At 37.9% G+C, this 25023-nt stretch carries 8 protein-coding genes; all 8 read left to right on the top strand.

Annotated elements, in window-relative coordinates:
• On the top strand, positions 1–4070 hold a 4070-nt coding region (locus ACFINU_RS05395; RefSeq protein ID WP_375667435.1), incomplete at its 5' end, for an autotransporter outer membrane beta-barrel domain-containing protein.
• A gap of 628 nt (positions 4071–4698) precedes the next feature.
• The gene (locus ACFINU_RS05390) at positions 4699–8307 is read left to right on the top strand and encodes an autotransporter outer membrane beta-barrel domain-containing protein (RefSeq protein WP_375667432.1); all 3609 of its coding nucleotides are present in this window, start codon (positions 4699–4701) and stop codon (positions 8305–8307) included.
• Between the two features lie 829 nt (positions 8308–9136).
• Positions 9137–12871, top strand: coding sequence for an autotransporter outer membrane beta-barrel domain-containing protein (locus ACFINU_RS05385; RefSeq protein WP_375618259.1), 3735 nt, complete (start codon positions 9137–9139; stop codon positions 12869–12871).
• Between the two features lie 632 nt (positions 12872–13503).
• Positions 13504–13626, top strand: a complete 123-nt coding sequence (locus ACFINU_RS05380) for a hypothetical protein (RefSeq protein WP_375618260.1) — start codon at positions 13504–13506, stop codon at positions 13624–13626.
• Positions 13627–14047: 421 nt separating this feature from the next.
• Positions 14048–16570 carry an autotransporter outer membrane beta-barrel domain-containing protein gene (locus tag ACFINU_RS05375; protein WP_375618261.1) on the top strand — a complete coding sequence of 841 codons (2523 nt, stop codon included), beginning with the start codon at positions 14048–14050 and terminating at the stop codon, positions 16568–16570.
• A 631-nt stretch (positions 16571–17201) separates the two neighbouring features.
• Complete coding sequence (locus ACFINU_RS05370) at positions 17202–19550, top strand: autotransporter outer membrane beta-barrel domain-containing protein (RefSeq protein WP_375618262.1); 2349 nt, start codon at positions 17202–17204, stop codon at positions 19548–19550.
• A 140-nt stretch (positions 19551–19690) separates the two neighbouring features.
• The gene (locus ACFINU_RS05365; protein ID WP_375618263.1) at positions 19691–21721 is read left to right on the top strand and encodes an autotransporter outer membrane beta-barrel domain-containing protein; all 2031 of its coding nucleotides are present in this window, start codon (positions 19691–19693) and stop codon (positions 21719–21721) included.
• 136 nt (positions 21722–21857) lie between these two features.
• The gene (locus ACFINU_RS05360; protein ID WP_375618264.1) at positions 21858–24992 is read left to right on the top strand and encodes an autotransporter outer membrane beta-barrel domain-containing protein; all 3135 of its coding nucleotides are present in this window, start codon (positions 21858–21860) and stop codon (positions 24990–24992) included.
• Positions 24993–25023: the final 31 nt, after the last annotated feature.

Genomic DNA, 25023 nt, shown 5'->3' with positions numbered 1-25023 from the left:
GCACTGTTGCTTTAAACAATGTAACCGTCACTAAAGCGACAACAGGCATATTTGCAAATAATAACTCCACAATAACAATCTCTGGAGGTTCATTCGACGGAAAAACTGATGGGGTATATGCTAAAGAAGGCAGCGCCATTACTTTAGACGAAAAAGCTGCAGTTACATCATCTGATGGTTACGGACTTCATGCAGAAGGTCTAGCCAAAATCACGAAGACAAAAGGTGCTGTAAGTGGAAAACAAGCTGCATTATTTGCAGAAAAAGGTGGAAAGATTGATGCCACGAATGTTGCTTTAACAACAACAGATAACACAGGAACTGGCGCAAAAGCCGATGGCGCTGACAGCATGATTACACTAAAAGGCACCACAACCATTGAAAAAGTTGTAAACGGCCTTGATATACAAAATGCAGCTACAGTCAAGATGACTGATGGTTCCATTACTGCCTCTCAAATAGGTGCTCTTTTCAACGCTAGCGGAAGTGATGAAAATAAAAACACGCTGGAAAATGTACAAATATCGAGCAGCAAAGATGACGCCTTGATAGATAAAGGAATAAGTGCCGAAAAAAGCACTGTTGCTTTAAACAATGTAACCGTCACTAAAGCGACAACAGGCATATTTGCAAATAATAACTCCACAATAACAGTCTCTGGAGGTTCATTTGATTCAAAACAAGCAACAATATTTGCGCAAAACGGCAGCACAATCACTATAAATGATTCTAAAATTACATCATCTGATAACACTGGGCTCCGGGCAAAAGACAATGGCACCATCAAAATGACGAAAGGAAAAGTTAAAGGAGGAATTTATGCAGCATTAACTGCTGAAAACGGTGGACATATTAATGTTACAGATGTTTCTCTCTCAGTAGCCACAGGTGGTGGAGCTGGTGCAAATGCCAGCGGACCTAATAGTATGATCGAATTGCACGGAACAGAAATTGATCATGCTTTTCTTGGGCTTTATGCAGAAAAAAATGCTATAATTAAAATGACCGGAGGAACTATTACAACTTCTACAGTTGGTGCTACCTTTTATGACAGTAAAAACAATGAAAATAAGTTGGAAGATGTGACAATATCGAGCAGTCAAAAAGATGAAACAGTGGTGTTTACAGGATTAAATTCCCAAGCAAGCAATGTCACTTTAAAAAATGTACACATTACAAATGCAAAATTCGGCGTATATGCAATGGATCATTCTAAAATCAAAATATCAGGAGGATCATTTGTTGGAAACGATATAGGGATTAACGCAGAGAGTGGCAGCACCATTGCTTTAAACAACAATGTTACAGTCGCATCATCTAGTGGTAATGGACTCCGTGCAGATGGTTCAGGATCTAAGATCACAATGGCAGGAGGAAAAGTAACAACAATAGGGAATACACAAACTGCATTATTTGCAGAAAAAGGTGGACAGATTGATGCCACGAATGTTGCTTTAACAACAGATGGCAAAGGAACCGGTGTAGAGGCCTTTGGTCCTGATAGCACAATTGAATTGCATGGCGATACAACAATTAACAATACTTTGAACGGTCTTGGAGCAGTTAATGGTGGTAAAATTACCAGCGAAAATTTAACCGTAGTCGGTGGTAAAGCAATTAATGACAACCCCAATGAAGCACGATCTGGTGTATGGACAGCAGGCTCTGGGAGTGAAATTCAGTTAACGGGCAAAACAACCATTCAAAATTTTGATGAAGGTCTTTATGCAGAGGATGGAAGTAAAATCATTAGCGGAGATTTAACAATAATCGGTGGTGAGTCCGAAGCAGCAACCGTTGGTGTAAACACTTGGGAGGCTGATAGTATAGTTGAATTAAATGGCAAAACAACCATTCAAAATGTTGATGTTGGTCTTTTTGTCATTGAAGGTAGCACAATTAAAACGAGCAATGGCGCTATTGATACTAATTCTAAAGGTCTAGATACCCAATCCGATACTCCTCAGAATGGGAAGAAAAATAAAATAGAAGCAAAAAAAGTTGCAATGGTTGTAATAAATGGCGGCCATATTGATCTGACAGATGTTTCTGCCACAGCAGAAGTTGCCGGTTTACAATTCGCAACTTTCTCTGATAATAATCCAAATGGCTCGCATGATCCACAAAAATATCATAGTAATGAGATCAATCTGACCAATGCAGAGCTTCATGCTGAAAATGGTACAGGAATTTTTGTTAGAACTGTTGTTGAAAAAAGCATCGAAGATGCTGCTGCTCCATCAATCGGCACAGTCAATCTTAAAAAATCAAAAGTCCATGCTGACGTATTATTAGGAGATGGTATTTTTGGGGACAAAACGTCATGGAAAGATAAAGATTTGTGGGATGGTAAAGAGGTTAAAGCGATCTCCAACGGCACCTTCACATTAAGCGCTGATCAGTCTACTCTAGAAGGCAGAGCAAATATTGCTAAAGACAGAAATGTGCACTTTGATCTGAAAAATAACACAAAATGGACGTTGAAAATCAGCAAAAATGAAAAAGATGATGATGGCAAACTGCTTGATATTGCTCAAAGATCTCGTTCTGATATTTCCACGCTTAATCTCGATAACAGCTCCATTGTTTTTGAGAAACCAACAGACGATCACTACCAAACATTGCATATAGGTTCTGGTAAACCAGACACGCAAGAAGTCTACAATGCAACGGATGATGCGAAGATTTACTTCAACGCTGAATGGAGTGATGGTGCTGCAATAGAGGACCAAAAAACCGATAGACTTTTAATCAATGGGGATGTCTCTGGCAACACATCAGTTTATGTTACGGGGCGCTTAGAAGAGAACAATGTCGAAGCAAACACCTCTGCTGCTGCCAATATCCGTGGTCTTTCACTCATTCAAGTTTCTGGAAAAGCAGAAGAAAACTCTTTCAAACTGGTAAATGGCTATACCACAAGAGGTGGCTTACCGGATATGTATACACTACGTGCCTATGGACCAGACTCAAGCCAAGGCCAAGCCGATATTGCACAAAACCTCTTTGATGAAAAGAATGAAAATTTCTGGGATTTCCGTTTACAACCCGAACTGCTTGGTTCCAATTCTGGTTCAAATCCTGATCCTGAAACAAATATCCCTACCGTTGCCCTTGTACCACAAACAGCAAGCTATTTGGTCATGCCAAATGCTCTCTTTTACAGTGGATTAACCGATATGGCTAAACAAAACGCGCTTTTAGCCAATATCAGAACATCCGTCTTAGGAAAAGAAGAGGAGAAACAAACTGGTTTCTTCCTTTACACCTATGGAAGCACAGGAACTTTATCTTCTGAGCGTGGTCCTCTCAAATATGGTTATGGTGCTGATATTCGTTATACTGCTCTCCAAGCCGGTGTCACATTGGCAGCAATTGAAGGGCAAAATACCACAACACATTTCGGTCTTGTAGGCACCTATGGGCAGCTGTCTTTCACACCAAAGGACATGAAAGATGCAGGAAAGAACACGCTGGATAAATGGGCCATTACAGCCTATGGCAGTATACAGCATGACAATGGTTTCTATATGGATACACTGTTATCCTATGGAATTCTAAAAGGAGATATCGGCAATGCTATCATTGGCAAAACTGCAAAATTGCAAAATGCCAAAATGTTGAGTATCTCCACCACTGTTGGCAAAGAGTTTGCAACCGGAATGGAAAGTTTAACATTTGAGCCACAAGCACAAATTGCCTACCAACATTTGATGCTTAATACCATTGAAGATGCTGATAATTTTACCGTTGATATGAACAATCCTTCTCAATGGTTGATCCGTGTTGGTGGACGTTTGACCAAAACCATTTCCACTGAAAACAGCCGCCCTATGTCTTTCTATGGAAAAGTAAACTTGATCAAAACTTTCGGTGATGATGGTACCATTCATATTGGTAGAAACTTTAACCTTGATCCTATGGGACCTGCAATTGAAGGCGGCGTTGGCATCAATGCGCAACTGTCTCACAATTTCTCCCTTCATGGTGATGTAAGTTATCAACAAAAGCTTCAGAAAACTGGTATAAGTGGTGCAAGTTTTTCAGGCGGCATACGCTATCAGTTTTAAATCAAGGCTGTAAAATAGCCTATTCATTCTATTCAATTTAACAAAAAGGCAGCTCAATGTGCTGCCCTTTTTTTACATTAAAGTCATCCTTTTTCCTTTTAAAGCACCCTTCCCTCTTTATACTTAGTTCTTTACGAAAATCTCCAAGACAAGACACAACAGAGCACTTCCATCCCCAGTGGATGAAGAGTACTTCCTACTTTGAAAAAAAAGAGACGTCTATTAGAAATAAATTAATACCACTGTATTGAAAGATGAAAAACCACTTTAAGCCCAAGTAAGTTAGCTTTTTTACTAGCTTCTTCTACATCCTTTTTTTTCCCTCATAACCCCAATTTGCGTCATATAATAATCCCTACCATCACGTAAAAACCACTATACCAGTATCTCACAATATTTCTCTGAATAATAATATTCAAAATTATAATTCTTTAAATAAAATCAATTATAAATACATTTTGTATTAGAGATAATTAATATCAATTATTTTTTAATTTTGACAAAAAAACAAAAATGTCTTACCAAATAAAGACAATTACTGAAATTAATAACAACTATCCATTTTCACTTCTTCTTATGAAGTTCGCGGGGAAATGAATATTTGGGGGCTATCATAAGGAGAATACTAGTGTATAAAACATCCCTTTTATCATGCACGGCTGCAGCCGCTATCATACTGTTCAACATCCAGTTCAGTGCACATGCTGAAACCCTCGTAGTTTCTGAGGGAAAACAACAAGAAGTATCCGATAAAACCTACGAAACTATTCACGCAAAAGACGGTGGCAAAATCATTGGAAAACATTTAACCATTGTTATGAATAAAGATATAAACCAAGGCACAAACAAAATCGTCTATGCTGTAACAGCAGAAGGTGCTAACAGTGCGATTGAGTTACTGGATGGCACAACCATTAAAGGCACTGGTTCTGGTATTTTCTTAGTCCTTGAAGCCAAAGACGGTGCTACACTTCAAATGACTAAGGGAAAAATTACATATTCTGGAATGGAGTCCTCCTCATCTAGCATTTTATCTAGCACTGGTGCTTCCTTTTCTGACAGTAAGAGTAAAAAAAACAAGCTGGAAGACGTGGTAATATCGAGTGAAAACGATAACAGTTCACTATCCTTAGGAATAAGTGCTAAAAACAGCACAGTAACTTTGAACAATGTAACCGTAACTCAAGCACTAACAGGCATATCTGCAGAGAATCACTCGACAATAACAATCTCTGGAGGATCATTTCGTGCAAAAAATACAGCAATATCTGCTCAAAATGGCAGCATCATTACTTTAAACAACAATGTTACAGTCACATCATCTAATGGTAATGCACTCCATGCAGATGGTATAGAATCCAAGATCACAATGAAAGGAGGAGCTGTCATAGGAGGAAATTTGAATGGACATGAAGGCGCATTACTTACAGAAAATGGTGGACGTATTGAAATTACGGATGTTACTCTAACAACCGATAACTTGGGAAACGGTGTAAATGCCAATGGCTTTGGAAGCATAATTGAATTAAAAGGCAAAACAAGCATTAAAAAAGTTAGAGATGGACTGAGAGCAGAAAAAGGTGGTAAAATCACCAGCGAAGATTTAACAATAACTGCTTATGAAAACCAAGAATACGGCACTTCTGGTATAATAGCCATTAATCCTAATAGTGAAATTCAATTAAAGGGGCATACAACCTTTGAAAAAGTTTCGTACGGTCTTGGAGCCTATAATGGTGGTAAAATTACCAGCGGAGATTTAATAATAGTCGGTGGTAAAGCAATTAATGACAACCCCAATGAAGCACGATCTGGTGTATGGACAGCAGGCTCTGGGAGTGAAATTCAGTTAACGGGCAAAACAACCATTCAAAATTTTGATGAAGGTCTTTATGCAGAGGATGGAAGTAAAATCATTAGCGGAGATTTAACAATAATCGGTGGTGAGTCCGAAGCAGCAACCGTTGGTGTAAACACTTGGGAGGCTGATAGTATAGTTGAATTAAATGGCAAAACAACCATTCAAAATGTTGATGTTGGTCTCGCTATTGGTAAAGATGGCACAATTAAGATGATTAATGGCGCTATTGATGCTAATTCTAAAAGTCTAGATACCCAATCCGACGCCCTTCAGAATGGGAAGAAAAATAAAATAGAAGCAAAAAAAGTTGCAATGGTTGTAATAAATGGCGGCCATATTGATCTAACGGATGTTTCTGCAAAAGTAGGAATCAGTGGCTTACAGTTCTTAGCTGTCTCTGATATTGATAAAAATGAATCAGATGATCCACAAAAACACCAAAGTAGTGAGATCAATCTAACTAATGCAGAGCTTCATGCTGAAAATGGTACTGGAATTTTTGTTGGAGCTTTTACTAACGATAACATTGAAGATATTCAAGGTTTGTCAATCGGTACAGTCAATCTCAAAAATTCAGAAATCCATGCCGACGTATTATTAGGAGATGGTATTTTCGAAAATCCAAAATCTTGGGGAACCGATAATTATTGGAATGATAAAAAGGTTAAAGCGATCTCCAACGGCACCTTCACCTTAAGCGCAGATCAGTCTATTCTAGAGGGCAGAGCGAATATTGCTAAAGACAGAAATGTGCACTTTGATCTAAAAAATAAGACAACATGGACGTTGAAAATCAGCAAACATGAAAAAGATGATGATGGCAATCTGCTTGATATCGCTCAAAGATCTCGTTCTGATATTTCCACGCTTAATCTCGATAACAGCTCCATTGTTTTTGAGAAACCAACAGACGATCACTACCAAACATTGCATATAGGTTCTGGTAAACCAGACACGCAAGAAGTCTACAACGCAACGGGTGATGCAAAGATTTACTTCAACACGGCTTGGAGTGATGGTGCTGCAATAAATGACCAAAAAACCGATAGACTTTTGATCCATGGAGATGTCTCTGGCAACACATCAGTTTATGTCACGGGGCGCTTAGAAGAGAACAATATCGAAGCAAATACCTCTGCTGCTGCCAATGTCCGTGGTCTTTCACTCATTCAAGTTTCTGGAAAAGCAGAAGAAAACTCTTTCAAACTCGTAAATGGCTATACCACAAGAGATGGCTTACCGGATATGTATACACTACGTGCCTATGGACCAGAGTCAAGCCATGGACAAGCCGATGTTGCACAAAACCTCTTTGATGAAAAGAATGAAAATTTCTGGGATTTCCGTTTACAACCCGAGCTGCTTGGCTCCAATTCTGGTTCAAATCCTGATCCTGAAACAAATATCCCTACCGTTGCCCTTGTACCACAAACAGCAAGCTATTTGGTCATGCCAAATGCTCTCTTCTACAGTGGATTAACGGATATGGCTAAACAAAACGCGCTTTTAGCCAATATCAAAACATCCGTCTCAGGAAAAGAAGAGGAGAAACAAACCGGTTTCTTCCTCTATACTTACGGAAACACAGGAACCTTATCTTCTGAGCGTGGTCCTCTCAAATATGGTTATGGTGCTGATATCCGCTATGCTGCTCTACAAGCCGGAGTCACATTGGCAGCAATTGAAGGACAAAATACCACAACACATTTCGGTCTTGTAGGCACCTATGGGCAGCTGTCTTTCACACCAAAGGACATGAAAGATGCAGGAAAGAACACGCTGGATAAATGGGCCATTACAGCCTATGGCAGTATACAGCATGACAATGGTTTCTATATGGATACACTGTTATCCTATGGAATTCTAAAAGGAGATATCGGCAATGCTATCATTGGCAAAACCGCAAAATTGAAAAACGCCAAAATGTTGAGTATCTCCACCACTGTTGGCAAAGAGTTTGTAACCGGAATGGAAGGCTTAACCTTTGAGCCACAAGCACAAGTTGCCTATCAACATTTGATGTTTAATACCATTGAAGATGCTGATAATTTTACCGTTGATATGAAAAATCCTTCTCAATGGTTAGTACGCATTGGTGGACGTTTGACAAAAACCATTTCCACTGAAAACAACCGTCCTATGTCTTTCTATGGAAAAGTAAACTTGATCAAAACCTTTGGTGATGATAGTACCATTCATATTGGCAGAGATTTTGACCTTGATCCTATGGGACCTGCAATTGAAGGCGGCGTTGGCATCAATGCACAACTCTCCCACAATTTCTCGCTTCATGGTGATGTAAGCTATCAACAAAAGCTTCAGAAAACTGGTATAAGTGGTGCAAGCTTTTCAGGTGGTATACGCTATCAGTTTTAAGGAAAGGAAATTCTTCTCGGAACCTCTTATTTTAAGCAGAGCAGCCTGTGCCCTACATGAGAAGGAAAGCACATGTACAAGCGTATGAGACTGAAAAAAGTGTAAAAGCGAGCGTTGCTTTCCCGTTCGTTTGCACAGAAAGGCTGCACAACTCTGTATTGTGCAGCTTTTTTAATTTTCTATAATATTATGTAGCCCTTTTGTTGATATTACCTCTTGTAAATAAACCCTGCTTTTCTTTTCTGCTAAAGTCCTTTTTATTCCTTAAAGAAACCTCTTTCTTCTTCATGCAGTAGATGTACTAGCTTTTCTTTAAAGGAATTCCCTTCACCTCTTTACGGCAGAAGATCTGCTGCAAAATACCTTTTTGCGCAGAAAATCCAATCAGGCATAACAAACATAACACAATGCTTTGTACTCAATTTATCTAAAATGCTCAGGAAATCATAAAGAAGAGCTAAAGCTTTATCAATCATCATAAGTATTATTTAAGTATATACATAAATATATTTTAGATATACAGAAAACAAATATTAAATTCATTATGTGATTGAAATTATAATAGTTTATATTTAATAATTTGTTTTATAAATTATAAATTACATAGTTATTTACAAAATAAAAAACCATTTAATAAAAATTTATTATAGAATACAAGTAAATAATAAATTTAATATATAAATGTAAAAATAAATAAAGTATAAAATTATATAAATACTTTATATAAAAGTTAAAATAATATAACCTCCCGATGAAAATTGTGTGTTCTTTATCCTTTTTATAAGCGGAGAGAGAATATGCGGAGGCTTATAAGTTAAGGAAAATCTTCATGTCTAAAAAATTTTTACTATCCTGTACAGCTGTTGCGACAATCGCGCTGTTTAGTGCTCATACTAATGTAAAAGCCGAAAAAATCTTAATGAATTTTCATGGAATAACTGAAGAAGCATCCAACTTCACTGTTGGCGGTATAATAGTGATAAAAGGTAGTGGAATAATTGGAAAAAATTTAGCAATAATTCACGACAGCAAAAACATGGAGGACGACTGGTTGAGCACTGTACGCATTATCGAACCTAATAGCTTTCTTGACTTATCAGAATCAACGATTAAGGCTAAAGAAATCGGTGTGATGGCAACAGACGGTGGTATAATAAAAATGAATGCAGTAGGTATTATTGCTCCTACAGTAGGCTTATTTCTCGAAGATAGCAAAAGTGATAAAAACAAGCTGAAAAATGTGACAATAACGAGCAGTAAAGATGACTTAATGGAAAAAGGAATAGCTCTTTATAAGGAAAGTAAAGTCATCTTGGAAAACGTAACAGTTACTCAAGCAAAAGTGGGTATAGAAGCGTTGGATAATTCTCAAACAACGGTATCAGGAGGATACTTTAATGCAAAAGAGCATGGAATATACGCTGGTACAGGCTCTACAATTACTTTAAAGAACAATGTTACAGTGTCCTCTGATGAATATGGCCTCAATGCAAATGGTGCACAATCCAAAATCACGATGATTGGGGGAACTGTAACTGGGAAAAAAAATGCATTAGTTGCAGCAAATAGTGGATATATTGATGGCATAGATACCACTCTAATGGCAGATGGCAATGGAAAAGGTGCATGGGCTAACGGCCCCAACAGTACAATTGAATTGCATGGCAATACAACAATTAAAGAAGCTGCAATCGGACTTGAGGCAAAAGACAATGGTATCATCCAAATGACAGGAGGATCTATCACTGTTTCCGAGACAGGGGCTTCTTTTGAAAACAGCAAGAGTGACAACAACAAGTTAGAAAATGTCGTGATAACAAGCAGCAGCGATGATAAACCGATAACCACAGGTGTAAGTGCTGATAAGGAAAGCACGGTTACTTTAAAAAATATCACCGTTAAGAACGCACAAAAGGCTCTCTTGGCTAATGATAATTCCCAAATAACAGTAACGGACGGCGGTTCCTTTGGCGGTGAGGTACAAGCCAAGCAAGGCAGCACAATTACTTTAAATGATAATGTTATAGTAACATCTGAAAATAATGGGCTTCATGCAGATGGTGAACAATCTAAAATCACAATGACTGGAGGAACTGTAAAAGGGCAAAAAAGTGCTCTGTTGACAGAAAATGCCGGATATATTGATGTCACAGATATCACTCTCACCACAGATAACAAAGGAACTGGCGCAAAATCCATTGGTCCTAACAGCATGATTAATTTGCATGATAATGCAACCATTAAAGAGGCTATCATCGGACTTGAGGCAAAAGACAATGGTATCATCCAAATGACAGGAGGATCTATCACTGTTTCCGAGACAGGGGCTTCTTTTGAAAACAGCAAGAGTGACAACAACAAGTTAGAAAATGTCGTGATAACAAGCAGCAGCGATGATAAACCGATAACCACAGGTGTAAGTGCTGATAAGGAAAGCACGGTTACTTTAAAAAATATCACCGTTAAGAACGCACAAAAGGCTCTCTTGGCTAATGATAATTCCCAAATAACAGTAACGGACGGCGGTTCCTTTGGCGGTGAGGTACAAGCCAAGCAAGGCAGCACAATTACTTTAAATGATAATGTTATAGTAACATCTGAAAATAATGGGCTTCATGCAGATGGTGAACAATCTAAAATCACAATGACTGGAGGAACTGTAAAAGCAAAAGAAGCTGCATTTGTCTTAAAAGATGGCGGATATATTGATGTCACAGATATTTCTGCGAAAGCACAGTGCAATGGGATAAGCATTGATGACTCCAAAAACGATCAGACTTCAAGAATCAACCTGACCAATACAAACCTTTTTGTCGAAGATGGAACGGGTATTGTTGCCAACAATTCATCAAATGGTAAACTCAACCTCAAAGATTCAAAAATCAGTGCCGACAGGTTATTCGTGGGTATAACTCATGATACGCCAAAACCTGATCAAATCTTTACACTCACCGCAGAAAACTCTCTCTTACAGGGGGGAGTAAGAAATGACGGAAACAGCAGAACAACTTTCGATCTCAAAAACGATACAACATGGTTCGTAAACACTAGCACAAAAGAAAAAGATGATGCGGGCAAGTTACTTGATATTGCCCAAAGATCTCATTCTGATGTTTCTATACTTAATCTCGACAATAGTTCCATTGTTTTTCAACAGCCGACAGAAAACCATTATCATACATTGCATATAGGTTCTGGGAAACCAGACACGCAAGCAGTCTACAATGCTTCTGGTGACGCAAAGATTTCTTTTAATGTTGGATCTGTTGAGAGCTCTGATATAATCGATCAAAAAAATGATCGACTTCTGATCCAAGGAGATGTCTTAGGTACAACAACAGTTTATGTTATGAGTGATTTCAAAGATAGCAATAATATAACAGAAGCTTTTCACCCTTCTTCTAATACCAGTGGAGTTTCGCTCATTCAAGTTTCCGGGAAAGCAGATGAAAATTCCTTCAAATTAGCCAATGGTTATATCCAAGCAACTGGTTCACCTTATAAATATAGGCTTACCGCTTATGGACCAACATCCAGCTATGGTGCTGCAAATGAAACACTAAACCTGTTGGGAGAAAATGATAATTTCTGGGATTTCCGTTTGCAGAAATTTATTTTACCACAAGTAGCGAGCTATTTGGCCGTACCTAATGCTCTCTTCTACGCTGGTTTTATCGATATGACTCAACAAAGTACTCTGTTAGCTGATCTGAGAACAACAGCTATAGGGATCGAAGATAACGTCAAAAAAAATGGATTCTTTCTCTCTTCCTATGGAAGTATCGCAACCCTATCGTCACAACAATATGGCTATAACACAAACATTCGCTATGCTGCTACACAAGCAGGTTTTACAGCTTCTGCACAAAAGAGCCAAAATACAATCCTATATTGGGGTCTTACCGGAACCTATGCTCAATTATCCCTCACCCCCCAAAATATAGAAGATGCAGACAAGAGTACGCTTAACAAATGGGCAGTCACAGCCTACAGCGGTATAGAGCATAATAGCGGTTTCTATATGGATACACTCTTCTCTTATGGGATCTGGAAAGGAAATATCTCTACAGCCATCGCTAACAGTACCACTAAAGTCGATGATATAAAAATGTTAATTGCCTCAACAACAATAGGTCAAAAATTCACAACGGGTATTAAAGCCCTCACGTTTGAACCCCAGGCGCAACTTGTTTACCAGCGTCTAATCTTTAATGCCTTTTCTAATGCTGATAATCTTAAAGTTGATATCGGTGAACCTTATCAATGGTTAGTACGCATTGGTGGACGTTTGACAAAAACTACTACCTCCACAGAAAAGAACCGTGTCATTTCTCTGTATGGAAAAGTGAACTTTCTCAAAACTTTTGGTGATGATGGTAAAGTACAGATTGGCGACACCTTTCCCCTTGATCCTACAGGATCTTCTATTGAAGGTGGGCTTGGCATCAATGCAAAATTGTCTCGCAGTTTAGCCCTCCATGGTGATATAAACTATCGAAAAAAGCTGCAAAAAACTGGTATATCCGGAACAAACTTTTCAGGAGGGATACGCTATCAGTTTTAAGGAAAGGCTGTAAATAGCCTATTCATTCTATTCAATTTAACAAAAAAGGCAGTATACATACTGCCTTTTTAATCTATGTAAGCTACTATTCTTATCCCCTGAAACTTTTTTCTTTTCTCCTCAATAATCTCCTTCCCTCCTATTTACACGAGTCACGCGGCATATTCATTATCGAATTTGTCTATAAAGCTAAGCAAAGTGTATTTTTAGATAATAAAAAGAAGACTACATTGGAAAAGATAATGATAAAAGAAACTCTCTCTTCATACCTTTTCTATGTTTATCCTCCTGTTTCTTCAATCCATTAGCTTAACAGCACCCTGTAAGGATTCATTTATATGTCCATGTACCGTTTTTAGGCAAACCATTTTGACAATGCTTATCCCTCTCTTTCCATACAGTATATTGATTTATAAAGATAATTCTTTGTTTTGCATATTGAATGAGAGTCCCTAATATCGTAGGATTCTCTCATTTCAAACTTGTTTTATGTTGAATCAATTAAAAATTTTCTTGCACGTTACAAGCAGGGCTGGCGTGTGGAGAAAAGTTATATAAGAAAAGCCTGAGAATTCCTCTCATGAACTGCCTCAAGTGCCAAGGGCTTGTCACAAACATTGGGAGCTGGCAAAGTGTGTGATGGGCTTGCTCTTTTATTAAGCGTAAAGGTATCGGCTTACTCCTTCGTAAGCGTAAAGATGATGGGACTCTATGGCTTTAGCGTTATAGCATCCATGACCATCGTAGCAAAATGAGCTTTGGTACCCCTTAAGGAAAAGTCTCTTTTAAAGAAAGCCTGTGAATAGCCCCCTCATCTCTTCTTATAGCAGAAAAAATTTGCTGATCGTTTTGGTTAGTGCATCAAATAATACATCTCAACACTATAGAGCTTTTATAGCGATTGTCTTTAATAGACAATTTTTAAATATCATACTTCATAGTGCTTTTAGCATAAGCTTAACCAAGCTAGGTTTTATGAAATCCACTTTTCTCAACTTTTTATGATCATGAAAAAAGTTTTTCTGAAGCAAAACTTCAAATCATAGAGAACACCATCGATATAATTCGTTTTGTTATTTACAATAAAAACATAATGATATAGAAACTGTCTGGGTACTTGCGCCATCAGGGGAATGAAGTAAGCATCAAAGCATACCAAATACTAAAGGCATATCTATGTGTAAGAAATATATTTATAAGAAAAATTTTTTGTTATGTACAATTGCTGGAACTTTGATTTTTTCTCATTTCGGTTCAACTTATGCAAATACATCGGCTCCTGAAACTCCTGGAATTTTGGGGAAGATTGAATTAAATAAGGGAGAAGAAAAGACTTTAAATAATGTTCTTGTCCGCGATAAAGGACCTGGAATATTAGCGCATGATAAAGCAGCTATCACAATTGTAAAATCAACAATACACACGGAAATGTCTGCACTTTCTGTATCAACAGGTGGACGCATTCATGCTAAAGAAATTGAAGCAAATACGGTGTACAAAGGTTTAGAAACAAAGAATGGTACAATCAAAGTTGAAGATTCAACCATAACCGTCCAACGAGGAGGTGCCGGTGGTATCGTTTTTTATGAAACAAAAGATTCTTCACTGAAAAATGGAGAAAAAGTTGTCAATAAGGTTGTTCTTAGCAATACAAAACTTCTTGTGAAAAACGGCACCGGTATCCTTGGTCCCTACTGCTCAAGAGCAGTTGCTGAAGTTCAACTTAAAGACTCAGAAATTCGATCTGACGTATTATTGAGAAATAAAACAAAACGTAAATATTATGACAACGATACTCTTCCTGTAACTTTAGCGTTAACCGCTGATAATTCGACAATAGAAGGACGAGCAAGAACTTTAAAAGTGAATACAACGGTTTTGACTCTGAATAACAAAAGCAAATGGTACTTAAAGACCTCTCAAGAGGAAGTCGATACTGACTTTAATGTGTTTAACTATGAGCTCAGTGATATTAAACAACGAGCCCTTTCTACCGTTTCAGTACTGAATCTTAATAATAGTTCTATCATATTTAAGACACCACAAGGGCGGGAAAAAGATCATTATCATACCTTGTATGTAGGGCGAACAGCTGAGGTTCGTAGACCTGAGGGAAGTACAATCCCCGATATAGAAAGCACTTATAATACAGTTTACAATGCCACAGGCGATGCAAAAATTTATTTTAATATTGAATGGAGTGATGGTCTAGTAAAAGAACAGCAAAAAGCTGACCGCCTCCTTATTCATGGTGATGTATCAGGCAGCACAACAGTCCATATCAAGAACCTTGCGAAAGGTGAGATATTAAAAGCTGAAGATTCTGTTTCCTCAAATATGCGTGGTCTTTCACTCATTCAAGTTTCTGGAAATGCAAATGAAGATTCCTTCAAACTTGCACACGGCTACACCACAATGGGGGGCTTGCCCTATAAATATATACTCAAAGCCTATGGTCCAACATCCAGCCATGGGACAGCCGATCGCACACAAAGTCATTTTAGCGGAATATCACAAGAATCAAAAGAAAATACCCTCAAAGACTACACAATCTACACGATATCAGCATTAGGACAAATGATTGAAGGCGTTTCACCAAAAGAGAAAGAAGCGCAAAATACCGGTTCATCATCCCTTGGACAAGCAAACAACGCACAAAACATTTTGGAAAAAAATCAGAATTTCTGGGATTTTCGCTTGCAAAATGCGACTCTCGATAATGAAGGAAAGATCAGAGCTCTCGTTCCTCAAGTGGCAAGCTATTTGTCCATGCCTAACGCACTATTCTCAGCTGGACTGGCTGATATAAACAATCAAAACACTTTACTCAACTCGATACAGGAAAACACCTTTGAGACAAAAGATCATAAAAACAAAGAAGTCTTATTCTCGACTTATGGAAATAAGATGACATTATCCTCTCACCGTACGCCATTACAATATGGCTATGGTGCCGATATTCACTATGCAGCTTTACAGGCAGGCATTACATTAGCAGCTCTAGAAGATCAAAATATGACCACCAATTTTGGTCTTTTAGGGACATATGGGAAATTAGCTTTCACCCCTAAAGACATGGAAGGTGCTGACAAGAGTACACTCAATAAATGGTCAATTGCTGCATATAGTGGGCTGCGCCATAATAATGGGATATACATCCATGCACTCTTCTCCTATGGAATGCTCAAGGGAGATATCACCACAGCTCTCATAGGAAAGACTGCAGAATTGAAAAATGCTGATACATTCAGTGCATCAGCAACCATTGGACAAAAGTTCGAAACCAGTAGGAAAGGATTGGTCTTTGAACCACAAGCACAACTTGTTTATCAACACCTCGTGCTTGGCACACTCTCAGATGTCGATGGCTTTGATGTAGATATGGGAAATCCTTATCAATACTTAGTGCGTGTTGGTGGACGCTTAACGCAAACGAAGCTTTCTATTGAAAACGGCGGTATTCTTTCTTTCTATGGTAAACTAAACGTTGTTAAAGCTTTTTCTAACAATGGTACGATACAGATTGGTGAACCATTCCATCTTGATTCTATAGGAGCGTCTGTTGAAGGTGGACTTGGTGTAAATGCACAATTATCACAAAATATCGCACTTTATGCTGATGTTAACTATCAATATAAGCTTCAAAAAACTGGTATATCTGGAGCAAGCTTTTCAGGCGGAATACGCTATCAGTTTTAAGAAAAAGCAAAAAACAATTTATATTCTATTCATTTTAATAAAAGGCAGTACAAATATGCTGCCTTTTTACAATCTATCGGAAAGAAGCGTCAATAACGATTCTTTCTACCACCTTTCTTGAGCCAATTAATCTCACTCAAACCAAATGTAACAAAATCTGTTATCTCTGAATGAATACTGAATTCTCAAAAGAGCTGCCTTTTTGATTTATAAAAATCAAATGCTTTTAATAAATTTTTTTTGTATTTTAAAACACGTAATAAATAATTCTCTGTGTAAGAAAATCAATTAAAAGCTTTTTGTAAGCACACAACAACAGCTTCTCCAAAAACTTTGTAGAGTTTCCATAACAACAGCCTTAAGCAACAAACATCCTTGCAAAATATTTTGTTTCTTAACACTTTTAAACGGAAGACTTATTAAATTAGCTTTTCTGCAATTCATAGTTGCTAACTGCAATCTCTATTTTAAAAACTCTTCTAAAATCATTTTTAAACGATAAAGAACAGGACGCAATGTTTCGTTTTGTTGTTTACAATAAAAACATAATGATATAGAAACTGTCTGGGTACTTGCGCCATCAGGGGAATGAAGTAAGCATCAAAGCATACCAAATACTAAAGGCATATCTATGTGTAAGAAATATATTTATAAGAAAAATTTTTTGTTATGTACAATTGCTGGAACTTTGATTTTTTCTCATTTCGGTTCAACTTATGCAAATACATCAGCTCCTACAATGGTTATGGCTCGTGCGGATAAAGCAGGAGAAGAAAAAACCTTTAATAACGTTTTTATCCGCAGCGCATATACAACAGTGGTTGCTGATGACAAAGCCTTTATCACCATTACAAATTCAACAATGCGTTCAGACTCAAATTTATTTACCGCAACAACAGGTGGGCGTATTCATGCTAAAAAAACTGTAGGAAAATCAAATTCCCGTGGTTTAGAAATTTCAAACGGCATCATCCATATTGAAGATTCAATCATAAATGTTTCCGGACATCACAAAAGTCGTGGTATCCTTTTTGATTACATCCCAAGTTCCCAAGTAAAAGAGGGCGAAAAAGTTATCAATAAAGCAATTCTTACCAACACAAAACTTCTTGTTGAAAATGGTATTGGTATTCTAGGACCAGATTATGCAAAATCTGTTGCTGAGGTAGAACTTAAAAGTTCAGAAATTCGTTCTGATATATTATTAAAAAATAAAATCCCAGAAAACTCAAAAGATATCGATCCTCGCACTTTTATATTAAGCGCTGACAATTCGATTATAGAAGGACGAGCAAAGACTTTACCTCAAAATACAACGATTTTTACTCTCAACAATAACAGCAAGTGGTCCCTAAAGATTAGTCAATTTGAAGTAGACAAAGAATTTGACAGCTCTAAAGGATACTTGCTCACTGATATTAAACAACGTGCACAGTCTATTGTCTCAGTATTGAACCTTAATAATAGTTCTATTATATTTAATGCGCCGCATAAACTAGCAGACAATCAGTATCAAACCTTGCATGTGGGAAAACAGCCAACAGCTGGAGCTGCGAAAACAGAGCAAAACAGAAGCTCTGATGCAACAACGGTTTACAATGCATTGGGCAACGCAAGGATTTACTTTAATACCGAATGGAGTAATGGTCTTGTAAAAGAACAACAAAAAACTGACCGTGTTCTCGTTCATGGTAATGTCTCAGGCACCACAACGATCTATTTCAACAATCTTTCAAAGCGTGCAAAACCATTCGATAATGATGAAGTTTCAATTCCTTTGAATGCGCGTGGTCTCTCACTTGTTCAGGTGTCTGGAAAAGCAGAGGAAGCCGCCTTCACGCTGGCAAATGGCTACACTACAATGGATGAATTGCCCTATAAATATGTATTAAATGGCTATGGACCAACATCCAGCCGTGGGAGAGCTGACAAACAGCAAAGTCTCTTGCAAGAAAGTGAAGAGTTTTGGGATTTCCGTCTACAAAATGCAACTCTTGATGATGAAGGAAAAATCAAAGCTCTTGTTCCTCAAATGGCAAGCTATTTGGTTATGCATAATGCAATATTCTCCTCTGGCTTGGCTGATATAAACAATCAAAATACACTGTTAGATAATATGCACTCAACAGTTTTTGGATTAGAAGGTCATAAACAAAAAGGGATATTTTTATCGACTTATGGCAACAAGATGACGTTATCTTCCAGCCGTAGTCCATTGGAATATGGTTATGGTGCTAATGTTCACTATGCTGCTATACAAGCAGGCATGACATTAACAACGTTAGAAAATCAAAATATAACCGCGAATCTTGGTCTTTTAGGCACATATGGAAAGCTCGCTTTTACGCCAAAGGACATGGAAGGTTCTGACAAAAGCATACTAGATAAATGGTCCTTTACGGCATATGGGAATCTCCACCATGACAATGGTCTCTATATTAATGCACTTTTCTCCTACGGCATTTTAAACGGACATATTACAACAGCCCTTATCGGCAACACCACAGAATTAAACAATACGGATACATTAAATATATCAGCTACCGTTGGACAAAAACTAGCAACTGGTGTTGAAGGGGTGTCTTTTGAACCACAAGCACAACTTATTTATCAACATATTGCCTTTGGCACTCTTTCAGATATTGATGGCTTCCAAGTTAATATAAAGCCCCCTCATCAATGGTTGGTCCGTATTGGAGGGCGTTTAACAAAAACAATACTTCCTATTGAAAAAGATCGTTTTCTTTCTTTTTATGGTAAATTGAATGTCATCAAAGCTTTTGGTGAGGAGCGCACTATCGATGTTATGGAATCTTTCCATCTCGATTCTATGGGCTCTTCCCTTGAAGGTGGACTTGGCATTAACGCGCAGCTTTCTAAAAATATTGCACTTCATGCTGACGTTAATTACCAACATAAACTTCAAAAAGCTGGGTTCTCTGGAATTAATTTTTCCGGAGGAATGCGTTATCGCTTTTAGAAATCTTAGCTCTCTATTTTGACGCATAAGCAGCGCTGAGATGAAAACAGTGCTGCTTAACTACATTACAAAAAACCGTAATGTGTCAAAAAGTGGTTCATTTTTAGCAAAACAAAGAAAATATCTTAAGGAACATCTCTATGCATAAGAATCTTTTGTTATGTACAGCCGCTTGTGCTTTATTTTTTTCTTCTTTTAACTTCACATCTACCAGCACCGCCTCTGCTCTAAGCCCCCAGGAACGCCATGCCATTGATTTAATAAACACACCAACACAAGCAGAAAAAAATCTTGAAAAGATAGCCTCTGGCGCCATGATGGAAGATAATTCGCACTTCAACCAAGCACTTGAAAATCATATGGATCGTGTAAGAAATACGATTAACAGCTCTTTTGCAGGTGCAGGTCGTTATAGTTCTGGTACACATATAAACGTGGTGAACCGCGAAATGGATAATATACGCACCCAAGCCGTGGCAAACAAACACCATCTGGATATGCAACATATGATGAAAGCCAGAGCATACCTTGAACAATTACGTCAGAACCGATTAAAAACAAGAGAAAATTTATTACGTGGCTACGACAAAGCAGTTTCCGATGCCGTGCAAGCAGCAAAAATCCTTGATGCTGATAATCAACAGCGTGTTAATACCGCGCGCCAACAATCGGTGAGCCAAGACAATCATAATTGGTTTGAACTGCAAAATAAAGCAGAAATATTACATAAAGCAGCACAAGTGGATAGTGCTTTACAAGGACAAAACAAGGAACTTTCCAATACTTTACGCAAAGCAGTAGCAGTATTAGAGACTTTGAACAACGATGGAATAACCAACGTGAAGAAAAAAGGAGAGACAACCTCTCCTGCATCTGAAAAGAATAAACAACCTCTTATTGACTCCAGCACAAGACAAAGACACGCTAGTGATAAATTACCACCCGCTCATGTTCCTGCCCAACACAAGGACAGTTCATTCACAAGAACAGATCATGGAATGAGACAGCCTAAAATAAATGAAAATTCGCAATCTGATATTGATCCCCAAACAAACACCACTTCCTCAGCATCAAAAACAACTCTTAATACATCAGCAAAAGCGCATATGAATTTGCTCCCAAAGGTTGGAAATACTGCTACCGCGGCTACAGAGAGCACCTCTAAACTTACAGATGATGATAAAGCAACTGAAACTTCTACTTCTCTTAATGGGACAGCAAAAAGAACAATTCTTACACCACAAGAAGAAAGCTCTTTAGTCATGCCTATCGCGATGTTTGCTGTTGGGTTTAGTGATGTCAACAATCAAAATATCTTGTTAGACAATATGCAAATAACAATGTTTGAGCCCAAAGATCATCCAGAAAGAGGCGTTTTCTTATCCTCTTATGGCAATAAAAGCACGTTTTCTTCCAAGGTTCAAGCAGAACAAGATGGTGTTCAAGCAGATATTCGCTATGCTGCATTGCAAGCAGGAGCAACATTAATAGCGCTAAAAGATCAAAATATCAGCAGCAACTTTGGTCTTTTCGGAACATATGGGAAATTATCTTTTACTCCTAAAAACAAGGAGAGCTTTCAAAAAAATATGTTTGATAAATGGTCACTCACCGCATATGGAAATATTCAGCATGACAGTGGCATCTATGCAAGTGCATTTCTCTCTTATGGAATTTTCAAAGAAAATCACGCTACAGCTCTCATTAAACATACCTCAAAAGTGAAGAATAGTAAAACATTAGGAGCCGCTGCAACTGTTGGTCAAAAACTGTCAACCAGTTTGGAAGGTGTAATCCTAGAACCACAAGCACAACTTGTTTATCAACGTCTCATGCTTGGTTCTTTATCAGATAGGAGCTCTTTCTCAGATGACGATAACTCTAAAATAGACATAAGCAAACCTCATCAATGGTTGCTCCGTATTGGTGGACGTTTGACACAAAACAAAGGACATGCCCTTTCCTTCTACGGAAAACTGAACATGATCAAAACTTTTAGTGAAAACTTTTCGCTTGCTGCTATGGGATCTTTAATCGAAGGTGGTTTTGGTATTCAGGCGCACTTATCGCAAAATATAGAGCTTCATAGTGATATCAGCTATCAACATAAATTCAAAAAAGCTGGCATCTCTGCAATAAATATTGCCGCTGGAATGCGCTATCACTTTTAAAAATACTTGTATCCCTTATCTTGAAATACAAAGAGATCTCATTATGTTTCGTTTTGTCTCTTACAAAAGAGACATAATGAGGACAAAGTTTTATTTTTTATGAGAGAGGGGAGAAATATTTTAGGAATACATCCATATGAAAAAAAGCTTCTTACTATACACAGTTTCTGGAGTTCTGTTTTGTTCTTCCACCAGTATGTCTTATGCTATTCATAGTACAAATCCATCAACAACGATAGATTCTTCTTCTCTACAACCTGCTCGTGTCAAGTCACAAATAAATCTATCCGGAGTTTTTGATCCGTATAAAGATCCATATGATGGAATCGGGCAAATTATGCCATCATATTCATATCCACCTTCAACATCTAGCTCTACAAGAACAATCATAACCCTTCCTCCTACAGGGAATGAAACTACAACGCCTACTTCTACAAGCACTCTACCTCCCAAAACACAACTTGAAGGAAATTCAGCTGGAAATATAATTTCTTCTTCAAAACAAAACTCTGATCTTGGTCAAGGAAGTACACAAACATCAAAGACTAAAGTTACAGAAGGTGTACAATCTAACCCTACAACACAAAACACTCTTACACAATCTCTAACGACAGAAATAGCTTCAACAACAGGAATGAAAGCAAAATCTAGAAGACGTTCAGGGGCGCCCTCCTCTTCTGCAGACTCTTCCAGCGAAAAAACACTATCGAATTCTGCTGTGTCTTCACAGCCAGAACCTACACAACCTTCACCGAATTTACAACCAACACTTACAAAGTCTGAACCTACAAGCACGGAACCTACAAAACCAACAACAGAGCAAATACCAACATCTAATGAACCAGAACTCGCACAACCAATATCTTTAAGAGTAGAAACTGAAAAACCAGCATTACTGGTACCACCAAAATCTGCAAAACCAGCGCCAGTGCAATCTTCATATGCACAAAAAATATCTGAAAAATCAGAGATTGAAAAAACAATATCACCAATAAAACAACCTGAAAAGTCTACACAAATTGAGGATATAAGCGCTGGAGTTGAAGCTAAAAACGGTGAGATCATAACGCTACATAATAAAAAAATTCAAGACAATAGTTTTGCTGTACATGCAGAGGGAAATAATTCAAAAGTCAATATGATAGGGGGAACAGTTGATGCGCGTTTTGTTGCACTAAGCGTATCAGATGGTGGAGAAATTGATGCTACAGGCATTACTGTAACAGCAGAAACAGCTGGTTTGGTAAACATGGAGGGCACAATCAAACTTAAGGATTCAAGCGTCCATGTCACGGGAAATTATGAAGCAGACGGTATTATTTTCCGCAACAATCCGTATAATGCCCCTAGAAAACGATATACACACAATGCTGAAAGGAACACCAATGCCGTTCAAGAACAAGATGTAGCCAATATTGCTGATAAAGTAACCTTAGAGAATACAAAGCTTTTCGTTGAACATGGTAACGGTATCAACCTTTATGGAACAGGCGTAAACGGGGAAGTCAACCTTAAAAATTCAGAAGTTCATGCCGATATTTTATTAAAAAATATCAAGAACGAAAGTGCCTCCACAAATACCATTACATTAGTTGCAGACCACTCTTCTTTAGAAGGTCGGGTAAGAACTTCTAAAGATAATAGAACAGTTTTTGATCTAAAAGAGAGGACGAAATGGCTTGTAAAGGCTAATAAAAATGCCACAAATAATGATAATATTTTAAATGACTATAGACAGTTTGGTGTTGATGAAAAATCATACTCTAATCTTTCTGAATTGCACCTTACAAACAGTGCCATTATGTTTGACAAGCCAATTGAGGGACATTATCAAACTCTGTTTATAGGACCTAATCTTTCGCAAGAAGACGAAACAACTCACACAGCAGCGGTTTATAGTACAGCGGGTCTTGCAGAGATTTATGTAAACACTCAATGGAATAAACATTCTCCTATCACGGAACAACAAACTGATCGCATTGTGATTAATGGTGATGTCTCAGGAAGTACTGTTGTTCACATCAATCTCCAAACCGATAGCTCTGCTGTTTGGGAAGAGAAGATGGCTTCACTTCCTTTAGAGACACATGGGATTTCAATCATTCAAGTTTCCGGACAAGCGAATGAAAATTCCTTCACGTTAGCAGGAAACTATATGACAATAGGGAAACAACCTTATAAATATGTACTCACAGGCTATAAGCCTGGAACATCTCATGAGAGCCAAAATCTTTTTGGCAAGAAGAATAGTGATTTCTGGGATTTCCGCTTACAAAATGCCTACATTGATAAGGATAAAAAAGTTCGAGCCCTTTTACCACAGGTAGCAAACTATTTAACCATATCTAATACTTTATTTTCTGCTGGATTTACTGATGTAAACAATCAAAACACGTTGTTAGACAATATGCGAACAACAGTATTTGGGGCAAAAGACAATAAAAAGAATGGTATCTTTTTCTCTTCCTACGGCGAGAAGGTCACCCTATCTTCCAACCGCGATCCACTGCACTATGGTTATGGTGCTGATGTAAACTATACTGCCTTACAATTAGGGGGCATATTAGCCGCCTTAGAAAGCAAAGACATAAGCGCACATTTTGGTCTTTTAGGAACGTACGGAAAGATTGCCTTTACGCCAAAAGAGATGCAAGATTCTGAAAAGACAACGCTTGATAAATGGTCACTTACCGCTTATAGCGGCATCCAGCATAGCAATGGTATATATGTCAACGCTCTTCTTTCTTACGGAACCTTAAAAGGAAATATTACCACAGCTCTTGTTGGGAATGCCGCAAAATTGGATGGTACCGAGATGCTTAATATATCTGCAACCATTGGTCAGAAATTAGCAACCGATACAAAAGGGCTTGTCTTTGAACCACAAGCTCAATTCATTTATCAAAATCTCATGTTTGATATTTTCTCAGATACCAATGGCTTAAAAGTAGACATGGGCAATCCACATCAATGGTTGATCCGTTTTGGTGGACGTTTAACAAAAACGATAATGGCTGTTGAAGAAAACAAAGCTGTTTCCTTCTATGGTAAAATGAATGTTATCAGAACTTTTGGCGATGGTAAAACAATAAAAATTGCTGATACCTTTCATGTTGATCCTACCGGCTCTTCAGTTGAGGGAGGCGTGGGGGTGAATGCATATCTTTCTCAAAATATCGTACTAAACGCCGATATCAGCTATCGGCAAAAACTGCAAAAAGCCGGTGTATCTGGCACCAATTTGTCTGGCGGAATACGTTATCGTTTCTAAAGCAGAAGTTAATTTTAACTTAAATAAAAAA

It is taken from the genome of Bartonella sp. AC130YNZD, from assembly GCF_042196865.1.
Lineage (GTDB): Bacteria > Pseudomonadota > Alphaproteobacteria > Rhizobiales > Rhizobiaceae > Bartonella.
This window is presented reverse-complemented; position numbering and strand designations above follow the sequence as displayed.